26 protein-coding genes are annotated in these 26,432 nt (G+C 60.6%); 5 read left to right on the top strand and 21 right to left on the bottom strand.

Going from position 1 to position 26,432, the window contains the following annotated elements; all coding sequences use genetic code 11:
- Nucleotides 1-5: 5 nt before the first annotated feature.
- Together MHX65_RS06830 and MHX65_RS06825 are read right to left on the bottom strand one after the other, a co-directional pair.
- Nucleotides 6-521 carry a DUF6912 family protein gene (locus MHX65_RS06830; RefSeq protein WP_411697074.1) on the bottom strand — a complete coding sequence of 172 codons (516 nt, stop codon included), beginning with the start codon at nucleotides 519-521 and terminating at the stop codon, nucleotides 6-8.
- Complete coding sequence (locus MHX65_RS06825) at nucleotides 521-931, bottom strand: HAD-IA family hydrolase (RefSeq protein WP_005281786.1); 411 nt, start codon at nucleotides 929-931, stop codon at nucleotides 521-523. The genes MHX65_RS06830 and MHX65_RS06825 overlap by 1 nt, the downstream gene beginning before the upstream one ends.
- 176 nt (nucleotides 932-1,107) lie before the next feature.
- Between MHX65_RS06825 and MHX65_RS06820 the strand changes: the two genes are divergently transcribed.
- A complete protein-coding gene (locus tag MHX65_RS06820; RefSeq protein WP_239269413.1) occupies nucleotides 1,108-1,491 on the top strand; it encodes a hypothetical protein in 384 nt (127 codons plus the stop codon).
- Between the two features lie 79 nt (nucleotides 1,492-1,570).
- Here MHX65_RS06820 and secA read toward each other — a convergent pair whose 3' ends face one another.
- The 8 genes from secA to MHX65_RS06780 form a co-directional block, all read right to left on the bottom strand.
- Nucleotides 1,571-4,156 carry a preprotein translocase subunit SecA gene (gene secA, locus MHX65_RS06815; protein ID WP_239269412.1) on the bottom strand — a complete coding sequence of 862 codons (2,586 nt, stop codon included), beginning with the start codon at nucleotides 4,154-4,156 and terminating at the stop codon, nucleotides 1,571-1,573.
- A gap of 236 nt (nucleotides 4,157-4,392) precedes the next feature.
- Entirely contained in the window at nucleotides 4,393-5,037 is a 645-nt protein-coding gene (hpf, locus tag MHX65_RS06810) for a ribosome hibernation-promoting factor, HPF/YfiA family (protein WP_005277524.1), read from the bottom strand.
- Between the two features lie 136 nt (nucleotides 5,038-5,173).
- A complete protein-coding gene (locus MHX65_RS06805; RefSeq protein ID WP_239269411.1) occupies nucleotides 5,174-5,803 on the bottom strand; it encodes a ComF family protein in 630 nt (209 codons plus the stop codon).
- 64 nt (nucleotides 5,804-5,867) lie between these two features.
- Nucleotides 5,868-7,613 carry an MtrAB system accessory lipoprotein LpqB gene (gene lpqB / locus MHX65_RS06800; protein WP_239269410.1) on the bottom strand — a complete coding sequence of 582 codons (1,746 nt, stop codon included), beginning with the start codon at nucleotides 7,611-7,613 and terminating at the stop codon, nucleotides 5,868-5,870.
- Complete coding sequence (mtrB, locus tag MHX65_RS06795; RefSeq protein WP_370657794.1) at nucleotides 7,614-9,443, bottom strand: MtrAB system histidine kinase MtrB; 1,830 nt, start codon at nucleotides 9,441-9,443, stop codon at nucleotides 7,614-7,616. It lies immediately after the preceding gene.
- A 90-nt stretch (nucleotides 9,444-9,533) separates the two neighbouring features.
- Nucleotides 9,534-10,226 (bottom strand): MtrAB system response regulator MtrA, encoded by a 693-nt coding sequence (gene mtrA, locus MHX65_RS06790; protein WP_005281774.1) that lies wholly within the window; start codon nucleotides 10,224-10,226, stop codon nucleotides 9,534-9,536.
- A 3-nt stretch (nucleotides 10,227-10,229) separates the two neighbouring features.
- The gene (locus MHX65_RS06785) at nucleotides 10,230-10,844 is read right to left on the bottom strand and encodes a dTMP kinase (RefSeq protein ID WP_239269409.1); all 615 of its coding nucleotides are present in this window, start codon (nucleotides 10,842-10,844) and stop codon (nucleotides 10,230-10,232) included.
- A 63-nt stretch (nucleotides 10,845-10,907) separates the two neighbouring features.
- A complete protein-coding gene (locus MHX65_RS06780; protein ID WP_239269408.1) occupies nucleotides 10,908-11,261 on the bottom strand; it encodes a DUF4259 domain-containing protein in 354 nt (117 codons plus the stop codon).
- A 212-nt stretch (nucleotides 11,262-11,473) separates the two neighbouring features.
- On the opposite strand from MHX65_RS06780, the gene MHX65_RS06775 reads away from it, so the two are divergent.
- Nucleotides 11,474-12,334 (top strand): hypothetical protein, encoded by an 861-nt coding sequence (locus MHX65_RS06775; RefSeq protein WP_239269407.1) that lies wholly within the window; start codon nucleotides 11,474-11,476, stop codon nucleotides 12,332-12,334.
- A 119-nt stretch (nucleotides 12,335-12,453) separates the two neighbouring features.
- Here MHX65_RS06775 and manA read toward each other — a convergent pair whose 3' ends face one another.
- A complete protein-coding gene (manA, locus tag MHX65_RS06770; protein ID WP_239269406.1) occupies nucleotides 12,454-13,707 on the bottom strand; it encodes a mannose-6-phosphate isomerase, class I in 1,254 nt (417 codons plus the stop codon).
- 6 nt (nucleotides 13,708-13,713) lie between these two features.
- Entirely contained in the window at nucleotides 13,714-14,763 is a 1,050-nt protein-coding gene (locus tag MHX65_RS06765; RefSeq protein WP_239269405.1) for an exopolyphosphatase, read from the bottom strand.
- A gap of 41 nt (nucleotides 14,764-14,804) precedes the next feature.
- On the opposite strand from MHX65_RS06765, the gene cobA reads away from it, so the two are divergent.
- The gene (gene cobA, locus MHX65_RS06760; protein ID WP_239269404.1) at nucleotides 14,805-15,557 is read left to right on the top strand and encodes a uroporphyrinogen-III C-methyltransferase; all 753 of its coding nucleotides are present in this window, start codon (nucleotides 14,805-14,807) and stop codon (nucleotides 15,555-15,557) included.
- On the opposite strand, the gene MHX65_RS06755 is transcribed toward cobA, so the two are convergent.
- From MHX65_RS06755 to MHX65_RS06740, 4 genes are read right to left on the bottom strand one after another with little or no spacing between them, the layout of a single operon-like run.
- On the bottom strand, nucleotides 15,554-16,573 hold the full coding sequence (locus MHX65_RS06755) for a sulfite exporter TauE/SafE family protein (protein ID WP_239269403.1): 1,020 nt from the start codon (nucleotides 16,571-16,573) through the stop codon (nucleotides 15,554-15,556). The two genes, cobA and MHX65_RS06755, sit on opposite strands and share 4 nt — an antisense overlap.
- Entirely contained in the window at nucleotides 16,567-17,292 is a 726-nt protein-coding gene (locus MHX65_RS06750; RefSeq protein ID WP_239269402.1) for a sirohydrochlorin chelatase, read from the bottom strand. Before MHX65_RS06750 ends, MHX65_RS06755 begins: the two co-directional genes overlap by 7 nt.
- 9 nt (nucleotides 17,293-17,301) lie before the next feature.
- Nucleotides 17,302-17,553 carry a hypothetical protein gene (locus tag MHX65_RS06745; RefSeq protein ID WP_005277497.1) on the bottom strand — a complete coding sequence of 84 codons (252 nt, stop codon included), beginning with the start codon at nucleotides 17,551-17,553 and terminating at the stop codon, nucleotides 17,302-17,304.
- Nucleotides 17,550-19,226, bottom strand: a complete 1,677-nt coding sequence (locus tag MHX65_RS06740) for a nitrite/sulfite reductase (protein WP_239269401.1) — start codon at nucleotides 19,224-19,226, stop codon at nucleotides 17,550-17,552. Before MHX65_RS06740 ends, MHX65_RS06745 begins: the two co-directional genes overlap by 4 nt.
- Nucleotides 19,227-19,529: 303 nt before the next feature.
- Between MHX65_RS06740 and MHX65_RS06735 the strand changes: the two genes are divergently transcribed.
- The gene (locus MHX65_RS06735) at nucleotides 19,530-20,882 is read left to right on the top strand and encodes an FAD-dependent oxidoreductase (protein WP_239269400.1); all 1,353 of its coding nucleotides are present in this window, start codon (nucleotides 19,530-19,532) and stop codon (nucleotides 20,880-20,882) included.
- A 17-nt stretch (nucleotides 20,883-20,899) separates the two neighbouring features.
- Here MHX65_RS06735 and MHX65_RS06730 read toward each other — a convergent pair whose 3' ends face one another.
- Both MHX65_RS06730 and MHX65_RS06725 read right to left on the bottom strand, forming a co-directional pair.
- Nucleotides 20,900-22,267 (bottom strand): phosphomannomutase/phosphoglucomutase, encoded by a 1,368-nt coding sequence (locus tag MHX65_RS06730; protein WP_239269399.1) that lies wholly within the window; start codon nucleotides 22,265-22,267, stop codon nucleotides 20,900-20,902.
- 104 nt (nucleotides 22,268-22,371) lie between these two features.
- Nucleotides 22,372-22,881, bottom strand: coding sequence for a DUF3499 domain-containing protein (locus tag MHX65_RS06725; RefSeq protein WP_239269398.1), 510 nt, complete (start codon nucleotides 22,879-22,881; stop codon nucleotides 22,372-22,374).
- Between the two features lie 88 nt (nucleotides 22,882-22,969).
- Between MHX65_RS06725 and MHX65_RS06720 the strand changes: the two genes are divergently transcribed.
- Nucleotides 22,970-23,446 carry a metallopeptidase family protein gene (locus MHX65_RS06720; RefSeq protein ID WP_239269397.1) on the top strand — a complete coding sequence of 159 codons (477 nt, stop codon included), beginning with the start codon at nucleotides 22,970-22,972 and terminating at the stop codon, nucleotides 23,444-23,446.
- Nucleotides 23,447-23,531: 85 nt separating this feature from the next.
- Here the strand turns inward: MHX65_RS06720 and MHX65_RS06715 are convergent, their stop codons facing one another.
- The 3 genes from MHX65_RS06715 to MHX65_RS06705 all read right to left on the bottom strand — a co-directional run bounded on the left by MHX65_RS06715 (nucleotide 23,532) and on the right by MHX65_RS06705 (nucleotide 26,360).
- Nucleotides 23,532-23,825, bottom strand: coding sequence for a WhiB family transcriptional regulator (locus MHX65_RS06715; protein WP_005277485.1), 294 nt, complete (start codon nucleotides 23,823-23,825; stop codon nucleotides 23,532-23,534).
- A 438-nt stretch (nucleotides 23,826-24,263) separates the two neighbouring features.
- Complete coding sequence (locus MHX65_RS06710) at nucleotides 24,264-25,358, bottom strand: sugar phosphate nucleotidyltransferase (RefSeq protein WP_239269396.1); 1,095 nt, start codon at nucleotides 25,356-25,358, stop codon at nucleotides 24,264-24,266.
- 93 nt (nucleotides 25,359-25,451) lie between these two features.
- Nucleotides 25,452-26,360, bottom strand: a complete 909-nt coding sequence (locus tag MHX65_RS06705; protein WP_239269395.1) for a glycosyltransferase family 2 protein — start codon at nucleotides 26,358-26,360, stop codon at nucleotides 25,452-25,454.
- Nucleotides 26,361-26,432 lie beyond the last annotated feature (72 nt).

The raw sequence follows: 26,432 nt of genomic DNA, 5'->3' as shown, positions 1-26,432 counted from the left end.
GCGGCCTAGAGCAATTCCACGAGGAAGGGCAGCTCCGTGGGGTGGTAGAAGGCCATGAAGTTATCCAGGGCATCACCTACCGCGAGCTCCGCGTCCTCATCGCCGAGGTCCGCGGAATCGATGGCCTCGATGGCCTTGGCGGTTGCCTCTTCGGATTCTTCGATATCCACGTGAATGGCGGCGAGGCTATCCGTGCCAAACTGCGCTGGCTGAAGTTCCACCACCGGCTCGCCCATATCCGGGCGCGGGGTGACCGCCGTGTCATCAACGTCGATGGAAATGACCACGCGCCGGTGCGGGAACTTCTCCTCGTCTCCAATGGTCAACAGGCGCAGCGAAGCCATGGAGGCCTCGAGGAAGGCGGAGTAGGCAATCTCTTCTTCATCGCCTGCGGTATAAAAATCGCGCAGGGCTGGGGTCACCATGAATCCCCACCCGGAGCGCGCCGCGAGCGTTCCGGTCTCAGCGAGCTCCGCCAGCATGGCATAGGTCGCCGGAATATAGACGCGGGCTTGAGCCACTAAAATTCCCCTTCAATATCGAATACGGCTTGAATTTCTACAGACACGCGATCGAAGCTGGTGTATAAGAAACCGATCATCCCGGCATCGACAGCGGCGCGCACGTTGAGGATCGAATCGTCGACCATGACACAATCGCTCAAGGGCAGCTCGAGGGCATCGGCAGCCGCCTGGAAAGCCGCAACCTCCGGCTTTTCCGCCCCGATTTCGCCAGACAACACCACGGCATCGACGTTGCCGCGGTATTCCCACTCGCGAATGTGCTCAGCGCCAGAGCCGCCCGGGTCATTAGACAAGATAGCGGTTGCGGCACCATTTGCCTTCGCCGCAGATAGCAGAGCCTTCCAGCGGCGATTGTCCTCTTCAGCGCCATCGAGGACGCCGACATAGTCAACGATGAGACCACGCATAATTTTTAATCCTTCAGTACACGAATACTTTGTAACTCCCGAAAGTATAGCGAACTGCGCTTATATTCTCGCCCGCCTCATACAGGAAACTGCCAGAAATAGCGCGCGCAGCGCCCCCATGAGATAATTATCACGCGTTCGCCTCCTGCCTTTTTCGCAGGAGCACTCATTTCACCATGTATGAGCCCATTCCCGGCTACTCTCACCTCAAGCTGTATATCGCCCCGCACCGCATCCATTACGGCCGCCTCCCCACAACGGCCGAGGTTGCCGCCCAGCACCATATCCAAGCCTGGGTCGTCTTCATCCTTGAGGTCGCCGCCGGCTACCGCCCCATTGCCCACCTCAATTCCCCGCGCTTTTCGGATTCCATCCGCCTGCACATTGGCTCCTGGGTGCACCGCCGGGAAAGCCCCTATGACACCGATGCCTTGCGCCTTACCAGCCTGCACGCGCGACCCAACGGCGAATACTTCGGTTCCGCGGTCATCGGCACTCACCGCCACGCCTTTACCGGCTCCGCCACTGACCAAGGGCTACGCTCGTTTCGGCTGCTCTAAAACTAACAGCGCCCCTCCCGCTTCCCCACCGCGCAAGGACGGGGAGGAAGAGGAAGGGGCGTGATAGGACGTTGAAGCGTTATGCCTCTACGGTTTCTTGGCCTGCAGGACCAGAGCCCGAGTCACCGCCGGATTCTTGGTTTTCTTCCTGCTGCTTGAACTGCTTGCGCAGCATGAATAGCTGGCGCACGGTTTCTTCCTTCACGCCTTCATTCATGGCATTGAACATATCGCCACCCTCCTTCTGGTATTCCACCAGCGGGTCGCGCTGCGCCATCGCGCGCAGGCCGATGCCCTCCTTGAGGTAGTCCATCTCGTAAAGGTGCTCGCGCCATTTCTGGTCAATAATCGGCAGGATCACCATGCGCTCGGTATTGCGCATCTGCTTGTCGCCGCCGATGGCAGAAACGGCTTCCTCCAACTTGTCGTACTCCCGGTTCGCGTCGGTAACGAGGGCATCGCGCAGCTGCTCCGCAGTGAGCTCGCCTGGGGAACCGTACTCGGAGCCTTCCACGAGTTCCTCCGGGGACATCGTGGGGCCGTACAGCGCCTCGAGGGCATTCCAGAGTTCCTCGAGGTTCCAGTCTTCGACATAACCGGTGGCGGTAGCGCCCTCGACGTAGGCAGAGACCGTGTCATCGATCATGGTGCGGATATCGTCCTTGATGTCATCTGCATCGAGGATAGAATAGCGCGTGGAGTAGACCACCTTGCGCTGCTCATTGAGCACCTCATCGTACTTCAGCACGTTCTTGCGCATCTCGAAGTTCTGGTTCTCCACCTGCGCCTGGGCCCCCTTGATGGAGTTCGAGACCATCTTGGCCTCAATGGGGACATCATCAGGCACGTTGAGGCGGTTCATCATGTGCTCCATGGACTGGCCCACAAAGCGCACCATCAATTCATCGCGCATGGACAGGTAGAAGCGGGTCTCGCCCGGGTCACCCTGACGGCCGGTACGGCCGCGCAGCTGGTTATCGATGCGGCGCGACTCGTGGCGCTCGGTGCCCAAGACATAGAGCCCGCCCGATTCGCGCACCTCATCGCCCAAGCGCTTCGAGCGCTCTTTCTCGCCGTCGATCTCGGCCTCCCAGGCCTCCTGGTATTTTTCCTCATCCTCAAAGGGGTCAAGGCCGCGTTCGCGCAGCTTCTCATCGAGGATAACTTCCGGGTTACCGCCGAGCACGATATCGGTACCACGGCCGGCCATGTTGGTTGCCACGGTCACGGTGCCGGGGCGGCCCGCACGGGCAATGATCTGGCCCTCTTCTTCGTGGTGCTTGGCGTTAAGCACGTTGTGTTGCACACCGCGCTTGGTCAGCAGCTGCGACAGGTATTCGGAACGCTCCACGGAGGTGGTACCGACTAGGACCGGCTGGCCGTTTTCGACATGCTCCGCAATATCATCAACCACCGCAGCGAACTTTGCCTCTTGGGTCTTGTAAATGCGGTCCGAGTGGTCGGTGCGCTGGTTCGGCTTATTGGTAGGAATAGGAACCACATCCAGCCCATAGATGGAATGCAGCTCCGCGGCTTCCGTTTCCGCGGTACCGGTCATGCCGGAAATCTTTTCATAGAGGCGGAAGAAGTTCTGCAGGGTAACCGTCGCCAGCGTCTGGTTCTCGTTTTTGATCTCCACCTGCTCCTTGGCCTCAATGGCCTGGTGCATGCCCTCGTTGTAGCGGCGTCCCGCCAACACTCGGCCGGTAAAGCCATCCACGATCATCACTTCGCCATTGCGGACGATGTAGTCCTTATCGCGGGTAAAGAGCTCCTTGGCCTTCAACGCGTTATTGAGGTAGGAAACCAACTGGGAATGCTCCGGCGCGTAGAGGTTATCAATACCGAGCTGATCTTCAACGTACTCCACCCCCTCTTCCAAGACACCGATGGTGCGCTTTTTGTGGTCCACTTCGTAGTGGATTCCCTCGCGCATGCGCGGCGCCAGCTGCGCAAAGACGCCATAGAACTGGGAGGACCCATCAACCGGGCCGGAGATGATGAGTGGGGTACGGGCTTCATCGATAAGGATCGAGTCCACCTCATCCACGATGCAGAAGTTGTGTCCGCGCTGAACTACATCATTGAGGGTGCGCACCATGTTATCGCGCAGGTAATCAAAGCCCAGCTCGTTATTGGTGCCGTAGGTGATATCGCAGTCGTAGGCTTTCTTGCGCTCTTGCGGGCGCATTTCTGCCAAGATAACGCCCACGGACAGGCCCAACCAGCGGTGCACACGCCCCATCATCTCGGCGTCGCGCTTGGCCAGGTAGTCATTGACCGTGACGATGTGTACGCCCTGGCCCTCCAGGGCGTTGAGGTAAGCGGGCAGCAAGGAGGTCAGGGTTTTGCCCTCACCGGTGCGCATCTCTGCAACATTGCCAAAGTGCAGGGCGGCGCCACCCATGATCTGCACGGGGTAGTGCTTTTGTCCTAGGACGCGCCAAGCGGCTTCGCGGACGGTAGCAAAAGCATCGAGCAAGATGTCGTTCTTTTCTTCGCCATCCTTCAGGCGAGTTTTGAACTCGTCAGTCTTGGCCTTTAGCTCATCGTCCGAAAGCTCCGCGTACTGATCCTCGAGTGCAATTACATCGTCTGCAATTTTGCCCAGGCGCTTGACCGTACGGCCCTCGCCCGCGCGCAGCAGCTTGGAAAGTCCAAACACTATTCGTTAGTCCTTCTTGTCGCGACACATTAGTTAACTTCCCGCAATTGTACTCACGCCACTGCCCTTGTCGCCTTCCACCCGCCCTTAAACGATAGTGATTTCACACTAAACACACTAAGAAAATGGATAACTCACAGCATGACAAATCACCCCCTCCCCGCCTCATCGAGCAATAGCGCGATGGGCAGGAAGGGGGTGAAGAAACTTAACGCCCTAGCCGGGCACGAGGGATTCTAGCCCTCTGCATCCTCAGACAAGGAGATGATGCCGTAGTCGAAAGCGTGGCGGCGGTAAACCACGGAAGGCTTGTTGTTTTCCTCGTTGACGAAGAGGAAGAAATCGTGGCCAACCAGCTCCATCTCGCTCAAGGCATCGTCCACGCTCATCGGGGTGGCCGGGTGCTCCTTGGTGCGCACGATCTGGCCGGGGCGAACGTCCTCGACGGTCTCGGCATAAGGATCGACCAAGCGCTCTTCCTTGGCGCGCTGTGCTTCTGCCTCCGCAACCATCTCTGCGGCGATTTCGCCGGTGCCCTTCTGTGCGCGGTGACCGCCCTTGACGTATTCACGGCGCACCTTCACCTTCCGCAGGGAACGTTCCATCTTCCCCATCGCGGTTTCCAGCGCTGCGTAGAAGGAGTCTTCCTTAGCCTCTGCGCGGGCGATGTGGCCCTTGCCGGTTGCGGTGATCTGGATGCGGTCGGACTCTGCTTCGCGGCGTGGGTTTGGCTCGTGCTGCAATTCCACGTGGAAGAAGGTCAGTGTGGGATCAAGGCGTTCAATCTTTGCCAGCTTGTCGTTGACGCGCTCCTGGAAGTGTTCCGGTACATCAACGTTACGGCCCGTAATCGTTACCTGAGCTTTGTTTGGCTGGGACATTGAGATGCCTCCCTTTGGTTGTGGGGACTAGAAACAATCACAGTAACTGTTCCTCTGTGACACCTCTAATAATACCAGTGGTTATGACCTGATGGCATTAGGGGGTAACACCGTACACCCCACTATGTGATGTGCCTTAAGCATCGGCAAAAGCCAACGCCCCATAGACCGTGGCGCCGGCGGCGCGCAGGGCCGCCATGCTGGCCGCGAGGGTGGCGCCGGTGGTTATAACGTCATCGACAAGCAGCGCCTGCTCACCGCCCACCGGGGCGCCAACCCCCACGCGCCCCTGCAGGTTCGCCCACCTATCCTGCGCATTGAGCTCAGATTGATCCGCCGTATCCGCGCCCATGACAAGCGCCTCGCGCACCCGCAGCCCCTGCTGTCGGCGCGCCGCACCTTGACACATGGCCGTCACGGGATCACCGCCGCGCATGCGCGCCGAGCGGCGCCGCGTAGGGGCCGGCACCAGGCACAGCTCGCGGGGAATCTCGCCACGGGCGGCCAAGTGCGCCACGCCCGCGGCAACCACCGCACCTATATAATCGCGCACTTCCCTATTGCCTTGTTCCTTCATGCTGATGATGATGATGCGGCGAATATCGGAATAGGACCCTAGGGCAAATACCGGTGCCCTGAGCAGCCGCGGCCGGCTTACCAGGTAAGGCGGCTGGCGCAGGTGCTCCCGGCACTGCGGGCATAAGACGTGGCCGGGCGCGCGGCACCCGGCACACGCACGCGGAAAAATCAGCTCTCGCACGCTCACGGCGCGACACCACCCCATCCCCCGAAACATCCTCTGCGGCAGCGTCGCCCAGCGCGGCCGCCTCTTAGCTAGACACGATAGGCGAAGAGCGCCGACCCTGCAGGCCAGGCACCTCGCGCCAGTTCACCTCATCGACCACCGTGGCGGGAAGCTCCAGCATGGCATGGGAATCCGTAATATAAAGCTTCGATGGCGAGGTAGCCACCGCGACTACCGGGGCGGTGATATTACCCGTCGGCATGGTAGAGGCCGAGGAACCATCCTGCTCGATGCGCCATACCGGCGACTGCCCAGAGGACGTACCGACGATGAGCGAACCATCGTTATTCCAATCCAGCGATAATGCTGAACCAGAGACCTCAGGGCCCACCTCGCGGGCGTTGACGATGCGCTTATCGCCGCTGCTGGATTGGGCCACCGCGGCGATGTAGACGTGGCCATCGATGATCATCGCCGCGCGTGCGCCGCTATGGGAGAGGCGGATAACGGAGATTTCTCCCTCGATATCGTCGATGCTGCGCGCATCGACCTCGGATTCTGAAATCCGTCCGGTGGTCTTGGAGCGCACGACGCGCACGATGCGGTCTCCATCGACCACCGTCCACACGGCTTGCCCGTTATATTCAAAGGTGGGCCGCGCCAGCGTCTTACCTTCGACCGAATCCTGCAACGCGGCGCCGATTTCGCCCATCTGCAGCTTGAAGTCACCGCTAGGCTTCCGGCTGACCGCCGCAATCATGCCGGATTCGGTGACATCGACCGATTGCACATTGCCGCTCGAGCCCAAAGAGCCCTTAACCGGCTCGGCCACCCCGCTATCGACCTCCAGCACGTTGCCCTCATTCAAGGCGTACAGCGTGGACAGGGAATTACTGTTTACCTTGGGGTTATAGTCAGCAAAATCATCCACGCTGACGGTGTCCATGCCTTCTACCAGATTGCTGCCATCGGCCTTAACCTTGAAGGGGCCGATATGCCCGGCATCAGAAAGCGTCCAGACCAATTGCGCCGCAAAGCGGGTGCGGTCATTTTCATCCAAGTCTGACAAGCCCTCGAACTGGTAGCCGTTTTCGTTGTCGTAGCCAGCGAAGGTGACCTTTTCATCCGCCGCCCGGCGGGTGGCCGGGGCGATGCTGCTAGATGGGCCTTCCATCAAGAGGGTGATCAGCGTGGACTCGGATTCCTCGCTGCCCTTATACAGCCACCGGCGGTCCGGGGCGAGGACGTCATCGGTTTGTTTATAAAAGTAGAGCGATTGCGGGGTGTAATGATTGCGCAGCTCATTACGCTCGATAACCAGCCCGGCCGGCAGACTATCAACGAGCCACTGGTCATCTACCATTTTCATGTCGATGGTAGCTTCGTAGCTCTCATTTTCTGGCACATAGGCCCCGCCGGATTTGAGGCGTCCAATGATGGTGCCGCGCACATTGAAGGAGCGCGCATCCGCCGCCGTATTCTGTTTCTTATCGGGCGCGGTCACGATATCCAGGCTATCGACCACCATGACATCGCCTGAGGCATCCCAGGCCCCGCGGGCGTTATTCGTGAGGAACCCGCGAGCGGCATCGTGGTCATTGGTTGGAACGGCCGCGGCGCGATAAAAATCGCGCAGGGTAAGGTCCGGGTCCGCCCCCGCCTCAGGGGCAATGACCTCTTCCGGGCCATCGGCCTGTTTGTGGTAGGTACCCACGACCTGGGGGCTCGTATCGTGCGGCAAGGTTGAGCAGCCGGTAACAAAGCACAGCGCCACCACCGCGCCCACGGCGGTGTGCCGCCGCCATATTCCCTTCATAATGACCGAATTCATTTATTTATCCCCCTTAAAATCCGGCGCCTTATAGGAGCGCCCCTCGGGCGAGGCGGCCCCACGGTTGCGTTCAGAAGGCCACAGGATTCCGTCACCATCCGCCTCGGTCGCCTCCGCCGAGTCATCGTCGATGCCAATTCCGCGGCCTACCACCGAGCTGCTGCTTGGCGATGCCCCACCGGCGCCGCCCTCGTCCTCGTCTTCTGCTGCACCAGCTTCCGCTGCACCAGCTTGCCCGGTGTCGGCATCGCTAGCTGCGTCGGCAGCGGCGCCAACAGCGGCGCCGGTTGCGCCGCTGGGGTCGGCGGTAGCTGGGGCATCGGCAAGCGCGTCGTGCGCGGCGTCTGAACCAGTGCCCGGGGCGCCTGGAATCTCTCGGGAGATGGGCTCTTCACCAATCTCGGTATTCGGCTCTCGCGGGATGATGAGGCGGAAGCGGGAGCCGTAGCCAAATACGCCAAATGCATCGAGCGTGCCGCCGTGCAGGGCCGCGTCCTCGCGGGCGATGGCAAGGCCCAGCCCGGTGCCGCCAGAGTGGCGCTTGCGGGAAGAATCCGCGCGCCAGAAACGGTTGAATACTAGTTCTTCTTGTCCGGGTTTCAGGCCCACGCCGTGGTCCGTAACGGCTACACCCACGGCCTTATCCGTGGTGGCAATATCGATCACCACAGGATTGCCCTCAGAATGGTCGATGGCATTGGCCAAGAGGTTGCGCAAAATGCGCTCGATGCGGCGCGAATCGGCCTGGATGGAAATCCGCTCATCCGGCATATTGCGAACGACCTCCACGTCGAGCTTCTGCGCCAAATGCTCAACCTGGCGGTAGGCGGCATCCACGCAGGAGCGCAGGTCAATGGCCGTGGTGGATAGGTCCGCCACGCCGGCATCGTGGCGGGAAATCTCTAGCAGATCCGCGAGCAGCTCCTCGAAGCGGTCCAGCTCCCTGGACATGAGCTTCGAGGCGCGCTGCGCGCCCGCGGGCAGGCTATCGGCCTCAGATTCGATGAGGTCTGCGGCCATGCGCACGGTGGTAATGGGGGTGCGCAGCTCATGGGAGACATCGGAAGTAAACTGCCGCTGCAAATCGCCGTATTCCTCCAGCTGCGCAATCTGGGAGGACAATTTATCCGCCATATTATTAAAGGAGGCGGCAAGCCGGCCCATCTCATCGTCCCGATCCACGGCCATGCGCTCCTTGAGGTGGCCGGCAGCCAGGCGCTGGGCGATGCGGGACGCGGACTTAATCGGGGTAATGACCTGCTGGGTTGCCAACCAGGCAATGCCCACCAGCAAGACCACGACCACCACGCCGGCGGCAGAGAGCAGGCCGCGCATAAGCGCCATTGTTGATTCTTCCGATTCCATAGAAAGGGCCAGGTAGACCTGCAAATTCGGAATCTCGGCATCGGTGGGTGTGCCCACCATGAGCGCGTTATAGTAATCGCCATTGCCGCGCGGGACGGGGTAATACTGCTGCGCAATCTGGTCTTGGCCCACCATCTGCCGCATTTGTTCCGGCACCGGGAAATCCTCCGGCGAGGTGGTGATGGATCCATCTTGGTTTTCCACCACGATGACGGGTTCATACACGGCCTGCGCATCGCCTTGTTGCGCAGAGAGCTGCTCCAAAGAAGCGCGGGCGGAATTGATGCGCACCTGCACCGAGTTGGCGGAACTGGTGGCATCGATTTGCTGCTCCACCGCCGTGCGGGCGCGCTCGAGCTCCTGCAGCGCCACGTCTTCTTTTTGGGATACCAACCGCTGGGTCAGCACGGAGACCAAGGCGTAGGCCAAGATAATCATGACCACCGAGGAGGCGACCACAATCATACCGATAACGCGCGCCTGCAATGAGGTGCGCAGCGTATCTACTATGGCGTCACGAATGCGCCGCACGCGGTCCAGAATTCTGATTTTTCCTTACTCCCCGGCACCGGCCTTGCCGGTCTTATACCCCACGCCGCGCACGGTCAGCACGATCTGCGGATCTTCCGGATCGTGCTCGATCTTGGCGCGCAGGCGCTGCACGTGCACGTTAACCAAACGAGTATCGGAGGCATTGCGGTAGCCCCAGACGGATTCCAGCAGCGACTCGCGGGTATGCACCTGCCCTGGGTGGCGCGCCATTTCCAGCAGGAGATCGAACTCCAGCGGGGTCAGGTTTAATTCGGTGCCATCAGTACGGCGCACCGTGTGCTCCGGCACGTCGATGATGAGATCAGCGACCTCAAGGGTTTCCGGTTCCGCGGAGTCGGTGCGGCGCAGGCGCGCCCGAATGCGGGCGATGAGTTCCTTCGGTTTAAAGGGCTTGGTGATGTAATCATCCGCGCCGGATTCAAGCCCCAAGACCACGTCCACGGTATCGGTCTTGGCGGTAAGCATGACGATGGGCACCGCGGACTCGCGCCGGATGGTGCGGCAGATATCCACACCATTCATGCCCGGCAGCATGAGGTCCAAAAGGATGAGATCCGGTTCATGCTCGCGGAAGGCAGGAACGGCATCATTGCCATCCATGACGGGGACGGGGTTTAGTCCCTCAGATTCAAGGACAATGGTCAGCATTTCCGAGATCGCTGGATCATCATCCACGACCAAAATCGTTGGCGCCACGTTTTAATCTCCTACAAGGTCATTTATTGCTGCCGTAATAGTATCCGCATCGGCGGTGGCGATCCAGCGCCCGCCCCACCCGGACTCGACTAGGCGCCGGTAAGCGGCGGCGGTGCGCTCCTGCAATCCCCCATCGCGTTCATAGTGGTCGCGCTCGCGGGTGGAATCACTGGCGGCTCGGGACTGCGCTCTTGCCGATGCCACCTCCACCGCCGTATCCACATACACCTGCAGGTCTGCTTGTGGCAGGCCCAAGGTGCCAAATTCTAGGTCATAGACCCATTGGAAGAGGCTATCGTCGCGCAACCGGGCTGCGGAATAGGCAGCGTTGGAGGCTACATAGCGGTCTAAGATCACTACCTCGCGCGTTTGCTTCGCCGCCAGCAATTCCTCTTTTATCCCAAAACGGTCGAGGGCGAAAAGCGTGGCCATACCGTAGGCCGAATCCGTAAGGTCGCCCATCTTTCCGTAGAGCGCCTCGCGCGCAAGCTGCGCGTGGATGGAGGTCTCATAACGCGGAAAGGAAACGGTTTTTACTGGGACTTGGAGGGCGTCCCGCACTGCGGTCGCAAGTGTATTTTTTCCGGCGCCGTCAATGCCTTCAATGCTTATAAGCATGGTGAGATATGCAGAATCCTTTCTGCTCCTAGGCGGCGCCAGCGGCACCGAGGGAGGTGGTTTTTAAGAAAGTGCCTCGATAAACGGTTCCACGTCGTAGTCTCCTTCGACGGTATCCAGGATCTCAAGGGCATTTTCGGTCAGGGTATCGTCAACGGTTCCCACCAAGTCCCTAATATAGGGGTAGTCTTCAACGGTTTCGCTGGCGCTGAACGGCGCGCCTGCCCAAATGGCGGCGATCGTGGCCGCAGCGTGGGCGTTGAGCTGTTCTTCCTCGGTTAAATCGTTCTTGCTGCGAGCCACCTCGCAGGCATCCTGTACTGCGCGGATTACCCCTTCTTCATCGAGGTTTGCCAATTCATCTAGAAAATCCACGTTGAGATCGGTGCTAAAAATCTCTTCGTCCCAGCTGCTCATTTCTCACTCCTTCGACGGGTTTAGCGCCATTTATACACGCTTTTCCGGCGGAGAAAAATCGGGCATGAAAAGGATTGCATAGGCACTGCCTTTTCTCATCTCTGCGTTGTTTACATATCACGGAATCCGCAGCCTGTCGCGGAAATTCCAATACATGATACTCTCGTTATCAACTTGTTACCCACCCTATGCAACCAAGAAAGGAGGGCACGATGAAACCAGATTCACGTCGCGTGTACGTCTTCATCGTGCTCGGCCTTATCGCCGCCGTCGTCGTGGGAGTGGGCGTGTGGCGCATGAGCACGCCGAGCGCCCGTTACTCCAATGCCGCGAATGAGTCCCCTACCTCTACCGTGGCACCAAAAAATACGTCCGCTGAAGAATCGACCTCATCGTCGACGCATAAGAAGCCCTCGACGGAAAACTCTGCCCCCGCAGAGGCCAATTCTGGCGCCGGTGAATCAGACCACCAGCACCCTGAATCAACGGACCCATACTTGGCGCCCAATGCAGTCACGCATCCCCACGCGGCCACCCGCCCTACCAAGGTGTACCGCCCCGACAATGTGTACTCTCCAGGCACTTCCGTTAATAATGCCCCGTCCAACCAGGGCGGGCAGGTGCCGCAAAATGGCACCGGCACCATGCAGGCGGTCCCGGATAACCCCAGCAAGCCGGATAACCTAGCACCGTCGTCCCCGGCACCGAGCTCTCCTGTTCCATCCCCTGCCCCGGGCGAGGAGAAGCCTGGTCAAAGTGATCAGGGTAGAGAGTCCGGAAAACCGGTAGAGCCCGCCGGATCAGAAACCCCGGAGCCGCCATCGACGCAGACCCCACAAAAGTCATATACCAAGGGGAGCGCGCAGCGCACCCCAGCGGCTCCTGACGCCACCGCAGAGGGACACGGTGCAGGTGCGGGAGCGCCTTCTAGCGCACCGCAGGCGAAAAATAAATCACACGCCGAGCCGGAAGCAACCGGGAAGCCTGCCGCTACGGAACAGGCGGGAAACCAAGAGCCCACGGATATCCCGGCAACGGGAAGCTCTGCCGCAGGATCTTCCGCTGCGCGCTAAGTCCTCTATGCGGCTAGCGCAACTGGTACTAGGGAGTTAGCCTCGGCCAAAATGCGGCCAGCACCTAAAAGTGCCCCCTTGCTGGGTTTTCCAGCAAGGGGGCACAGTTATAAGGCCCCTTAGACTCGGGCCACGAATAATTGCGCCGTGGGGCCCTCAGGATTTGCCTCATTTACAGTGTGAGCATGGGCGGTAACCACCCCTTCGGAGGCTGGCAACCATGCGGCTTGGCCCGGAGAAAGGATTAGTTCCTCGCCCGCGGCATTGCGCAGGTTGAGGGAACCAGCGGTGCACAAGGCGATGGTGGGGCCGTCATAATCGAGATCGACGGAAGAATCCGGCCCGAGCTCGGCGCGATCGAGCAGAAACTCATCGATAGGCACCGGATAGGACCATGCCTCGGCGCCGTGGACATTGTCCTGGTACTGCTTATCCTTTTGCTGCACCCGTGGCTCAGTGGCGGCCGCGTAGGTCAAGACCTTGACCAGCTCCGGCACATCCACGAATTTCGGGGTTAACCCGCCGCGCAAAACGTTATCGGAATTGGCCATGATTTCTACGCCCAGGCCGGAGACATACGCGTGGAGCTGCCCGGCATCGAGGTAGACGGCTTCGCCTGGGGCAAGCTCGATGTGGTTGAGCAAGAGCGCACCGAGCACGCCGATATCGCCAGGATAGCGGTCATTAAGGTCTATCACCGTGGCCATGACCCGCGCTTTCCAATCCGTCGGATCGGCGGCAATTAGGCGCTCACCGGCAGCGACGATGGCCTTAATGAGCTCCTTGCGCTTGGCCGAGGGGATGGTAATCCACGTGGTGAAAAGCACGCGGAGGTTGGCGGACTCGGAGGATTCCGCGGGGTCATCGTCAAGCATAGCTAGGTAGCGCTCAAGCTCTGGGCACTCCAAGGCGGCAAAGAGCTCGCGGGTTTGTGCCAAGGGACGGAAACCGGCCATGGCGTAGAAATCTGAAAGAGCCACGATAAGTTCCGGCTTGTGGTTATCGTCCTTGTAATTGCGGTTTGCAGCCTGCAGGGCAATGCCCGCCTCGTTTTCGCGGGCGAAACCCTCCTCGGCCTGCTCCTTGGACGGGTGGGCCTGCAAAGACAGCGGATCTTCGGCGGCGAGGATCTTCAGCAGGAACGGCAGGTTCTCGCCGTATTCTTTATAGACTCGAGCGCCCAACTGGCCTTCTGGATCCGCCGCAATAACCTCATTGAGAAGCTGGCCATCCACCGTGGAGGGATCGCCCGGGTGGGCGCCAAACCAGAGTTCAGCCACCGGCTTTTCTGCGGCTTCTTCGCCCCGCAGCTCAGGGATGAGGGTGCGCGAGCCCCACGAGTAGTTGCGGGTAGCGCCTTCCAGTAATTGCATTTATTTCTATCCTTTAGAAATCTCGTAGGCGGTCGCGGCAAAACTCCGCGTAATAAGCTGCAGTGAGCGGGCAAGATGCCCAAGGCCCGGTTCCGGGTCGGTGCTGCGGACTGCAAGCGAGTTGGGCAGGTTCGCCTCTTCCTGCCCCCAGAAAATCACCTTCAAGGGTATCAAAGGTGCATCCGCGCCAGCACCGTCGATGAAGGGGTCGTAGAAAAGGTCATCGGCAGGCGCGGGCGCCGTACTGGATTCGGCACCCCGATCGAGTGCGCCGCGCAGGTCAGCGGGCTCGACAAAGGTGCCGGGCAACCCGTGCACGGCCCAGATGGTTGCTGCCATGCGGGCGACCAGGGTATCGATGTGCACGCGCTCGCGGCGCTCGGCATACGCGTAGGGATCGATGACGCAGGAGTGGATAATCCGCGCGCCCTCGGCGTATTCGCGCAGCTGCCGGCCGGGATTGATGGCATCATCGCGCTCTGGCGAAAGCTGCTCAATCTCGCGGTCCACGGCGGCGGCTAGATCCTCTAGCTCCTCGCGCACCGCGCGCGGGGAAGTATGCACGATGCTGCACAGCGCGTACAGGGCCGTGATAAACCGCGCCGGCGAGCAGCCCTCTGCGGTGGGAAGCGAGGGGGCAATCAGGGTGTCTTCCGGGCAATCCTCTACCAAGGGGCCGCTTGCCGGGCCCACCAAGATGGTGGTGGCGCCACGCTGGCTCGCCGCGATGAGCGCGCGGGAGGCCCAATCGCATTCTGCGGGCTCGCCTACCGCTACGACGATATCGAGCGCGCCCACGTATTGCGGCAGCGATTCCGTCACCACCAGCGGGATGCGCAGCGGTTCGGCCAAGCCGACGCCGAGGTGCGCTGCCTCGCGGGCGATGGCATCGGTGGGCAGGATGACCAGGGAGCGCGGGTTGAGCCCGTTGAGGATCTCACCCCAGCGCCCCATTTGCCCGGCGAGCAGACGAATCTGCGCGCCCTCGTGGGCGACATCAAAAAATCGCACCGCTTCGGTGTCATAGGCGGAACCATCAGTGAAACCGTTATCCATATCGCTCAAGCATAGTCTGGCTCCCACTATGATGGTGCGGCATGACGTCCGCACAAATTCACCCCGTATCCCTTATCGGTGGCGGCCCTGGCGCGTGGGACCTGATTACGGTTCGCGGCATGCGCGCCTTGCAGGAGGCCGAGGTCATCCTGACCGATCACCTAGGCCCTGCCGCGCAGTTGGATAAGCTCTGCAATATCTCCGCCAAGGAGCTTATCGATGTCTCCAAGCTGCCCTACAAGAAGTCCATTAGCCAGGACAAGATCAACGAGCTGCTCATCGAGCACGCTCAAGCCGGCCGGAAGGTAGCGCGGCTGAAGGGCGGAGATCCTTTCGTGTTCGGCCGCGGCTTTGAAGAAGTACAGGCCTTAACCCAGGCATCTATCCCCACCACCGTCATCCCAGGGGTGACCTCCGCGGTTTCCGTGCCCGCGGGCATTGGCATCCCCGTCACCCAGCGCGGAATGGTTCACGGCTTTACCGTCGTATCAGGGCATCTGCCTCCAGGCCACGAGAAGTCCCTGGTGGATTGGCATGCCCTGGCCCAGTCAGGTGCGACCTTGTCCATAATCATGGGCGTGAAAAATGCCCCGGCGATTGCCAGGGCATTGCAAAAAGGCGGGCTTGCTGGGTCGACGCCGTGCGCGATTATTCAGGAGGGCACCCTGGATACGCAGCGGGAATTTCGCTGCGATCTAGAACACCTTGCGCAGACGATGGAGGACAATAACGTCTCCTCCCCCGCTGTGTATGTCATCGGCGAGGTTGCCGGCCTCGACCCGGCCGAGGATTAGGCTTTATCCGCCCGCGGTGCGGATTCCTCCACGGCGCTCACGTCCTTGGAGGCACCGGCCGCGCTGTGTGCAAAACCTGCGGCATGAAATTCCGCGTGCGCCTTGGTTTCGGCGTTTTCGGCCTCCAGCTCCCTCGCGCGGGCTGCCCGGGTAGCGCGCGCACCGTGGATGGTGGCGGAAATGCCCACGACGAGGACTAGGACCATGAGCAGCGGGGAGACGAAGCCCGGTACCGTCAGCCCGAAGTAGGTTTCTAGCCCGCCTAAGACCTTGCCGATATTGAGAGCCACGATGGCCGTACCCACGAGGCCTCCGAGGACGACCGGCTCGATCCGGGAAATCACCCATGCCGCAATCGGGGCGGCGATGGACCCGCCGATGAGCAGGGCCAGCACGGCGGAGAGGTTGGCGACGATATCCTGCCACAATCCAACGACGAAGCCGAGGGTGGCACCCAGTGTGACCAAGAATTCGGCGGTATTTACCGTGCCGACGATGCGGCGGGGCTGCTCGCGGCCAATCGCCATGAGCGTCGAGGTCGATACCGGACCCCAGCCGCCGCCACCGGTGGAGTCAACGAAGCCGCCAACGGAACCGAGCCCGATCAAAAATGGGGTGGAATGGCTGCGCCTTTGCACAAACTTCGCCCGGCGCGGGCGGGAAAAGCGCCAGATGAGGTTGCTGCCGATGGCCACCAAGATGAGCGCGGTAATCGGGGCTGCCGCATCGGTGGAGATATTGGAGAGCACGGTGGCGCCGATAAACGCCGCGATGGCCCCCGGCACGCCCAGCCGGAAGACGGTTTTCCAATCCACATTGCCAAAGCGGGCGTGGCTCAGGCCAGACATTGCGGTGGTTCCTAGCTCGGCTGTGTGGACGACGGCGGAGGCTTGGGCAGGCCCAAGGCCCGCGAGGAGAAGGATGGTGGTTGAGGTGACGCCGAAGCCCATGCCGATGCCGCCATCGACAAGCTGGGCGGCCGCACCGGCCACGGCGATTAAAATAAGGGTTAGCATGGGACACCGACCTCCTGGGCGATGTGATAGTGGGCAGCAACGATGCCAGCGAGATCGGTACCAAGAACGGGATCGACGGTGACATTGCTGGGAGTAGATGACAGTGGTTTAAGGAGCAGTCCTGCGGTTACAAAGAGCGGGATAACCCGCATTCGCGCAGTGCTCCTTGCCAATGCATGAATGCCGTTGCTGCCACCCCGGGTGGCGAACGCGGCCGTGGCGGGTACACCGGTAAGCTGGGATACCCGAGCGGCGAGCCGGCGGATGGAGTCATTGGCCGCAGCATCGGAGGAACCAACGGAGTAGATGACGTGGTGGGTATCTCCAGGCCTGGCGCGCGCGGCGAGTACCGCCGCCAGTTCCTCTTCCCCTGCTTCCCGCCTGTCCGCATCTCGTGCGGCGCGCCCTCCGCCTAAGCACTCGCCTTGCACCAAGCGCAGGCCTGAGGCTTCTTCAGCCGCAGCGATAACGCGGGGAACGTCAACGCGCTGGTGGTAGCCCTGCGTAAAAAGCAGCGGAATCACTACGGCCGAATCTTTCCCGCAGCGCGCGAGGTCGAGCGCAGCAGAAGTGAGATCAGGGGTATTGAACTCCAAGTGCGCCGCCCTATAGGCCGGGTGAGCTGGTATCGCGGCGGCCGCGGCTTGGGTGAGCCGTTCAATGCCGACGGCGGCGCCCGGGTGGCGCGAGCCGTGGGACAAGGTGATGAGTGCGGTCATGGTGCATCCTTAATCCACTGGAGCCGTGGAGTGTCCGCGGCGGGCTAGGGAGCGCTGCAGAGCTTCGGTGGACGAAACGGCCGGGGCCGGTGCCACGGGGGCATCGTCTTGTCCGTGGAAGCGGACCGAAAATACGCGCAGGCACTCCTGGCAGTTCCAGGCAAAGTCGTCTTCTTCATCGGGGAAAAGATCGGTGCCGGCGCAGTACGGGCAAAAGGTGGGGTGGTTGCGATTGGGATTAGGCTTACGGCGAAAATTCACTGCAGATCTTCCTCCTCGGCGCGCAGTACCCAGTGGCGAAACTGCTCGCCTTCTTCGCGTTGTTCCTTATACTTATTGACCAGCCGGATGACGTAGTCCGGTACTTCATCGGCCACGACCTTGTGCCCGCGGAGCTTGCGGCCCCAGTCGGGGGACAGGCCGAGGGCACCGCCCAAGTGGACCTGGAATCCCTCGACGCGGTTACCATCGGCATCGGTGACGATCTGGCCTTTAAGCCCGATATCGGATACCTGGGAACGCGCGCACGCATTGGGGCAGCCATTCAAGGCGATGGAAATGGGTACATCCAAATCCCCCAGGGTGTCTTCAAGAATGTCCACCAATTCGATGGCGCGGGCCTTCGTGGTCACGTGCGCCAACTTGCAAAATTCCAGTCCGGTGCAGGAGATGACACCACGGCGGAACTCCGTGGGCTGGGAATACAAGCCCGTTTCATCCAGTGCGCGGGAGAGAGCCGGAATATCGTCTTCTTCCACATCGAGGAAGAGCAATTCCTTCATCGGGGTGGTACGGATGCGCGAAATGCCAAATTTTTCTGCGACATCGGCAATGGCAATGAGCTGCTCGCCCGTCGCGTGGCCCACGGTGGGTTTCACGCCGACGTAGAACTTGCCGTCCTTTTGCCGGTGCACGCCCAGGTGATCGCGGCTCCCGGGATTGACCTCGAGCGGGATGCCATCGACAAGCGGCTTGTCCAAGTATTCCTCCTCGAGGACCTGGCGGAACTTTTCGATGCCCCATTTAGCCACCAAGAACTTCAAGCGCGCGCGGTTGCGGTTGCGGCGGAAGCCATAGTCGCGGAAGATGCTGACCACACCGGCCCATACTTCCGGCACGCGCTCGAGTGGCACCCACGCGCCTAGAGACTGCGAGAGCATCGGGTTGGTGGATAGTCCCCCGCCCACGAAGCAATCGAAACCGGGGCCATATTCGGGGTGGTTGACGCCTACAAAGGCAACGTCTTGGATTTCGTGCGTAACGTCCTGGCGCGCATTGCCGGAAATGGCGGTTTTGAACTTGCGGGGAAGGTTGTGGAACTCCTCGCGCGGTAAGTAATTATTCTTAATCTCTTCGATGGCTGGGGTGGCATCGATAATTTCATCCTCGGCTACCCCGGCGACCGGCGAGCCCAGGATGACGCGCGGCACATCGCCGCAGCCCATCAAGGTGCCCAGGCCCACGGATTCGAGTTTGTCCCAGATGGTGGGCACGTCTTCGATCTGGATCCAGTGCAGCTGAATATTTTGGCGGTCTGTAAAGTCCGCGGTGGAGCGAGCATAATCGCGCGAGATTTCTCCCACCGCGCGCAGCTTGGCTGGATCGGCGCGGCCGCCATCGAAACGCACGCGCATCATGAAGTATTCATCTTGCAGCTCCGCGTTGGATAGCTTGGCGGTCATCTCCCCGCCCAGGTTCTGGTTGCGCTGCGTATATAGTCCGAGCCATTTAAAGCGCGGTGCTAAATCCTCCGGCGGGATGGAGGAAAATCCCTGCTTGGAGTAGATGTCTATCACGCGCTGCTTGGCAGAAAGCCCACCATCGTCCTGCTTGATGGCCTCATCGTTATTCAACGGTTCCTTACCGTCAATTTTCCACTGGCCCTCGGGCTTATTGGCGCGTGGCTTGCGTTTGGTCGTTGTTGCGGTAGCCATAATGTGGTGTAGACCTCCCTTTCAAAGCGTTGAGGTGAAACCTACTCGTCTATAGATTACAGACAAAGCGGTCTGTTTTATTTTCACTTTTCCCAAAGCTGTGACCTGCACTTTGAGAAGGTTTAATAAAGAATCTAATTCTTCCACTTGTCTGCAAATAGACCATACGGTTCACTCTCTTAAGAGAAATCCCGCACTCAACCGCGATAAATAGACTATGTGGTCTATTTACGCATATTTATCGAGGGTCGTTCCCTTCACCCCACCGCGGGAGAATACGCAGACAAGAAAGGCAAAATTACCGTGTCAGAAAAGCCCTTAAACGTAGCCGTCATCGGTTCCGGTCCCGCCGGCATTTACGCCTCCGATATCTTGGTGAAAAAGACCGGTGGCAATGTACACATCGATCTCATTGAGCAGATGCCCGCCCCCTTCGGCCTCATTCGCTACGGCGTGGCCCCTGACCACCCACGCATTAAAGGCATTATTAAATCCCTGCACCGCGTATTGGACACGGAGCAGATTCGCCTGCTTACCAACGTGCACATCGGCCGCGATATCACCGTAGACGAGCTGCAGCAGCACTACGATGCTGTCATCTTTGCCACCGGTGCGGTAGGCGATCGCCACCGCGATATCCCTGGTGCACAACTGCAGGGAGTGCACGGCGCCGGTGAGTTCGTAGGCTTCTATGACGGCAATCCGCGTTTTGAGCGCGAGTGGGATCTCTCCGCCAGCGAGGTCGCCGTCATCGGCGTGGGCAACGTGGGCCTGGACGTCTCGCGCATCTTGGCCAAGACGGGCGATGAACTTAAGGTGACCGAAATCGCCGATAATGTCTACGATTCACTGGCGCGCAATAAGGCAGAAACCGTGCGCGTCTTCGGGCGGCGCGGTCCCGCCCAAGCCAAGTTCACCCCGCAAGAGCTCAAAGAGCTCGACCACTCGGACAACATCAATGTGGTCGTCTCCCCCGAAGATATTGATTACGATGAGGCCTCGCTAGAGGCGCGCGCTTCCAGCAAGTCCACGGATTTGGTCTGCCAGGTTCTTGAGCAATATGCCATTCGCGATCCCAAAAAGGCCCCGCATACGCTGCAGATTCACCTCTTTGAACAGCCGGTGGAGATCCTCGGTGAGAACGGCCGGGTCAGCGGGATTAAAACGGAGCGCACCGAGCTGACCGGCGATGGCAACGTGCGCGGCACCGGTAAATTCACCACGTGGCCGGTGCAAGCGGTCTATTTTGCCACGGGCTACCGCTCGGACGCCGTGGACGGCGTGCCGTTTAATAGAGAGAAGAACGTCATTAACAATGACGGCGGCCACGTCATCGACGAAGAGGGTGCCATTGTTCCCGGCCTCTATACCACCGGCTGGGTAAAACGCGGGCCCGTCGGCCTGATTGGCATTACCAAGTCCGATGCCAGCGAAACCATTGGCATGCTGCTTGATGATGCCGCCGCGGGCAGCCTACCTTCCCCCACCGCCGGCGATATCACCGAGGCCTTCGCGGATAAGGGCGTCGACTACCTCACCTGGCAGGATTGGCAACGCCTCGATGCCGCTGAGCGCGCACTGGGCGAGCGCGAAGGCCGCGAGCGAAAGAAATACGTGGAGTGGGAAGACATGGTGGCCCACTCCCGCGCGCAGTAGTTCAGTGATTCCAGCAATTAGCGCCTGATGATGGCGAGGACCTCGTCCACAATCTGCTGGACCTCTTCGGAGGTCTTCGCCTCAACATTGAGCCGTAGCAGCGGCTCGGTATTGGAAGCGCGCACATTAAACCACGCGTCCGTGCCCTTGAGCTCGACCGTGACGCCATCGAGCTCATCGACAGATTCGATCTTATCCGCCAGCCCATCGAGCACGGCCTGGGTGGCGGCCTTTTGATCCGCTACCGTGGAGTTGATCTCGCCGGATGCCTCGTAGCGGGAGTATTCCGCCATGAGCTCGCTGAGCGGCTTATCCGTCTGCCCCAGCGCGGCCAGCACGTGCATGGCGGCCAACATGCCGGAATCGGCGTTCCAGAATTCTTGGAAGTAGTAGTGCGCTGAGTGCTCGCCGCCAAAGGCCGCCTTGTGCTCGGCCATTTGGGCCTTAATGAAGGAGTGGCCCACGCGCGTGCGCACGGCGGTACCGCCCTTTTCCGCGATGAGCTCCGGCACCGTCTTGGAGGTAATCAGGTTGTGGATAATGGTCGCGCCTGGGAACTTATCCAAGTAGCGGCTGGCCACCAGCGCGCAGATGGCAGAAGGCGATACCGGCTGGCCCTTTTCATCCACCACGAAGCAACGGTCGGCGTCGCCATCGAAGGCAAGGCCGATATCGGCGTTTTGCTCTACGGTAAATGTCTGCAGATCCTCCAAGTTCTTGGGATCCAGCGGGTTCGCCTCGTGGTTGGGGAAGGTGCCATCAAGCTCAAAGTAGAGATCGCGGACATCAAAGGGCAGGCCATCGAAGACGGCCGGGACGGTGTGCCCACCCATACCATTGGCGGCGTCGACGGCGACGACCAGCGGCTTGGACTCTTCCAGCGGCACGAGGTGGCGCAGGAAATCGGCGTAGCCGGTCAGGATTTCTTGCTCTGCGATGGCACCATGGGGGCCGTCGTAGTTTGGGGTGCCATCGATAAGCATCTGCTTGATTTCTTCCAACCCAGTCTGCTGCCCCACGGGGACGGCACCGGCGCGGCAGAGCTTGATGCCGTTGTACTTCGCCGGGTTGTGGGAGGCGGTAAACATCGCACCCGCGCACTCCATAGAACCCGCGGCATAGTAGAGCTCATCGGTGGAGGTAAGCCCCAGAAGCGTCACGTGGAGGCCTTGGCTCACCACGCCTTCAGCAAAGGCTTGCGCCAACGCGGGTGAAGACGGGCGCATGTCGTGGCCGACGGCCACGGTGTTTTCGCCTTCTTCGCGCAGGATCGCGGCGAAGGCGGCGCCAGTATCGCGCACAAAGTCTTCATCGATATCTTCGCCCACCACGCCACGGACGTCATAGGCCTTAATCACTGCATCAAGATGCTCACGAGTTCGCATACCTCGCAATAATACTCCCTGCCTGCGGGCAACTAGCGCAGTGCTCCTTCCGTGTCTGCAGCTAACTAGCGCGGGGCTTTTCAGGCGCTGTGCTCAACCCGCGCTTAGTCGGACTCGGACTCGGTCGCCGTGTCTTGCTCCGCGGCGGAGCTGGAACTGTCCTCGCTGTTCGCATCGGGGACGACGGACAGGTGAGCGCGGCGGGCCTTTTTGGCATAGGCCACGCGGCGGGTGCGAAATACCGGGTGGTTGGAATTGGCGGGATCAGCGCCATCGAAGGTGGCGGCGTAATCGATGGGATCTGCCCCGGAGCCGGCGCTGCGGTCATCGACAAGCCCCGTAGTAACCCTGCCTTCTTCCTTGACCGCCTGGGCCAGGGCCATAAGGTCGTCATCCTCGTCGAGCTCGATGCGGTCTACTCGCACCAGCTCCCACCCCACCGGCGCGGAGATGCGGTCGCGGTGAGTGCTGCAGAGATCCCAGCTGTGCGGGTTATCCTCTTCTGCCAGCGGGCCAACCACAGCGGTCTGATCCGCATATGCGTAGGTCAACGTCGCCACGGCGGGTCGGCCGCAGCCTGGGCGGGAGCAATGGCGAGATTCAGTCACGCGCATTAGTCTAAACCCTTGGTTGAGATTTAGATAGTACTTCCCCGGCGTGGCTGCACTTATTGCGCCGCCACCGAGCTTTAGAATCAACGCCATGACCGCCGCTCGCCCCCGCCCGCATATCCGACCCGCCCGTGACCGCCACGGGCGCGGCCTGCACGGGCCCCTGCTGCCGCAGCAAACCCCGCGCTACCGCAGCGCCCGCGAGCTTTTCGATGCCGCTGTCCTCGAGGCCTACGCCCCCATTCAGCACGCCTTCGCCCCGCAATTGCGCGGGCTCGACCTTGCAGTAGATACCATCCCGCGCATGCGCCTTTCGGCGGATATGACGGTGCTGCCGGATGAAATCATTGCCGATGGTCCCGTGCCGCTCGGCCGCATCGTGCCCGCCGGAGTCGACTCTTCCGGCAGCCCTACCCGCGCCCGCCTCGTCATCTTCCGCATGCCCATTGAGCAGCGTGCCGTCACCGCCGCCGAGCGCGCGGAGCTCCTCGGCACGGTCATTACCGCCCTGGTGGCCAATTACTTAAACCTCGCCCCAGAGGAGGTAGACCCACGCTATAGCTGGTAGGAAAGCATAGTCGCGCTAAAGAAAACTCTAGCCCTTGACAGCACCACATGGGGCGCAGCCAAGGGCTAGAGCACACACAACTTAATTAACCAATCTCGCGCTTGAGGCGGCGGCGTTCGCGGTCCGAAAGCCCGCCCCAAATTCCGAAGCGTTCATCGTGCTCCAGCGCGTATTCCAGGCACTCATCGCGCACCGCGCAGGCTTGGCAGATACGCTTTGCCTCACGGGTGGAACCTCCCTTTTCGGGAAAGAATGCCTCTGGATCCGTCTGCGCGCACAACGCTTGATCCTGCCACTCCTGCTCGACGGCACCGAAGAGTTCATCGAGCGATACCTCTGCAGCAGCACCGCCACGGAGAATGGCGTTGTTATTAGCCATTTTGTCCACGCCTTTTCCTTTCTCCGAGGTTGGGTAATCCTAATCAGTGCAACCGACTGTACACGAGGCTGAAGTACGACTGAATCGCCGTCAATCCGCGAGCCAATCCGTAAAACGGGTGTGTCGGTCGCCGTTTCTTGCACTGATGTAATTTCACACCGGATCACTAAATATCGTCAACCTGAATTAGTGCCTTTTCTGCGCTTTATCGCAAAAACGCTGCACACGATCCCCATCCGTCACATTAGTAACATCCGGTGCCATCCGGGGGTATAGGTAGGGGGTACTAGATATAGTGGTGCCCGGTTTTTCTGTCAACAATTTTCAGGAAGTATCGGCGTGTCTCCCAAAATCTCGGCCGGGCGGGGAGCACAAAGCCCTCCGCACCGCGCTCGCGGCCGAGCTGCAAGCGGTGCGGAGGGGTAGGTGGTGGGCGCTTTAGGCGTCGGAGCTAAAGCGGATGCCGGCATCGGGGATGGTCACACCAGGAAAGACCCGCATGCCGTCCACGAGCTCGCAGCGGGCGCCAACGTGGGCACCTTCGCCGATGACGCAGTTTTCGATGACCGCGTTGGCACCGATGTGTGCGCCCGAGGCAATGATGGAGTTGTGGATGATGGCGCCTGGTTCGATGCGCACGCCATCAAAGACCACGGTTCCTTCAAGGCGGGAGCCGGCGCCCACCTCGGATCCGCGGCCCACCGCGGTGCCAGACAGCAGCAGCACGCCGCCGGCAATGCCGGCCGAGGATTCCACGAGGGATTCACCGGTGCGGCCTTCCAGCAGCGGCGATGGCGCGATGCCGCGCACCAAGTCGGAGGAGCCGCGAGTGAAGTCATCGGGGCGGCCCATATCGCGCCAGTAGGAGTTATCGACGTGGCCGACGACCAGGCGGGCATCGGCAAGCAAGCCCGGGAAGGTCTCACGCTCGACCGAGACCACGCGGTCTGCCGGGATAGATTCGATGACGGAGCGGTCAAAGACGTAGCAACCGGCGTTGATCTGATTGGTTGGTGGATCCTCGGTCTTTTCCAAAAAGGCCGTGACCCGGCCCTCAGAATCCGTGGGCACGCAGCCAAAGGCGCGCGGATCCGCCACGTTGAGCAGGTGCATGGTGACATCCGCACCCTTGTTGTGGTGCGTGGTCAAAATGCCCTCAAGATCCATGCCGGAAAGAACATCGCCGTTGAAGACCATGACGGTGTCATTGCGCAGCTTGGCATAGACGTTGCGAATGCCGCCGCCGGTGCCCAGCGCGGTTTCTTCCACCACGTATTCGATGTCCAGGCCGAGCTCGGAGCCATCGCCAAAGTATTCCTCGAAAACCTCTGCCTTGTACGAGGTGGACATCACCACGTGCTCAATGCCCGCGGCCTTGATGCGGGCGAGCAGGTGCTGCAGGAACGGGTAGTTCGCCGTCGGCAGCATGGGCTTGGGCGTACCAATGGTCAGTGGGCGCAGGCGAGTTCCGCGCCCGCCCACCAAAATCACTGCATCGGTGGTGGCACCGTGGGTGGTGGCTGCTTCAGTCATAGTCATCCTTTGTATGCAGACAATCTTATTCTGAGGTTTTTCGAAGGTCAGTGTATGCGGCCGCGGCCAGAAACCAGGTCAACGGCACGCGCTTCAGGCGTCCGAATCTTTGGCGGTACTAGCGCGAGCGGCCGTTACCGCTCCCCGCACCCGCAATCCCAGCCACAACGCTGCGCGCAGCGGGGCCTGCCACCACGCCGGGTGGCGGTCCGCCTGAAAGCGGTACGCAGAGCTGTGGTGCGCGCGCAGCATCGCCCCGGCGTGCGCCTGGGTGGAATGCCCCTTGGCATGGCTGATGACGGCTTCTGGGCAGAAAATGTTTTGATACCCGGCGCGCGCGAAGCGATCGCCCAAGTCCACGTCTTCCAAGTACATGAAGTAGCGCTCATCAAAACCGCCGATGGCATCAAAGGCGTCCCAACGCACCAAGAGGCAGGATCCGGATAACCACCCGGCGGGGCGCTGGACGGACATATCGGCATCGTTGCGGTAGGTGCGCGTCCAAGGATTAGAAGGCCACAGGTTAGAAAACAGCGCGTGGCCGATGCCGGTGGATATATTCGGCACAGACCGGGCGGATGGGTAGTTGCTGCCGTCCGGTTCCACGATGCGCGGGCCAACCGCCGCGGCATCCGGCCAGCGGCGCGCGCACGCAATCATCTGGTCAATGGCATCTTCACTAAAGGTGACATCCGGGTTAGAGATAAGGAAGAACTCTTCGTCTACGCGCCGGTTCTCGCGCACCCACCGAGCACCGGCGTTCATGCCAGCGCCGTAGCCAATATTGCCGCCGGTATCGAGGAAGTCCACGCCTTCCCTTTCCGCTGCAGCGGCTTCGGGGATGCCGTCGGTCGAGCCATTATCCGCCAGCACCACCTGGGCGCCTTGAGCGCTGGCGTCCGGCAGGGAGCCTATAAATCGCGCCAAGTACTCACCGGGGTTATAGGTCACGGTGATAATGGCGAGCGGAGCTGTAGTTTCAGTAGTCACAATGGGCCCCAAGTTTAGTCACGCCAGAGGCTGTGTCCGGAGACAGACACTGTTTCAAACACGCGAAACTGGTCACGGATCCCT

This window comes from Corynebacterium sp. ACRPS (genome assembly GCF_022346005.1).
Classification (GTDB): domain Bacteria; phylum Actinomycetota; class Actinomycetes; order Mycobacteriales; family Mycobacteriaceae; genus Corynebacterium.
The sequence above is the reverse complement of the archived record's forward strand: the minus strand, read 5'-3'. Positions and strand labels throughout refer to the sequence as shown.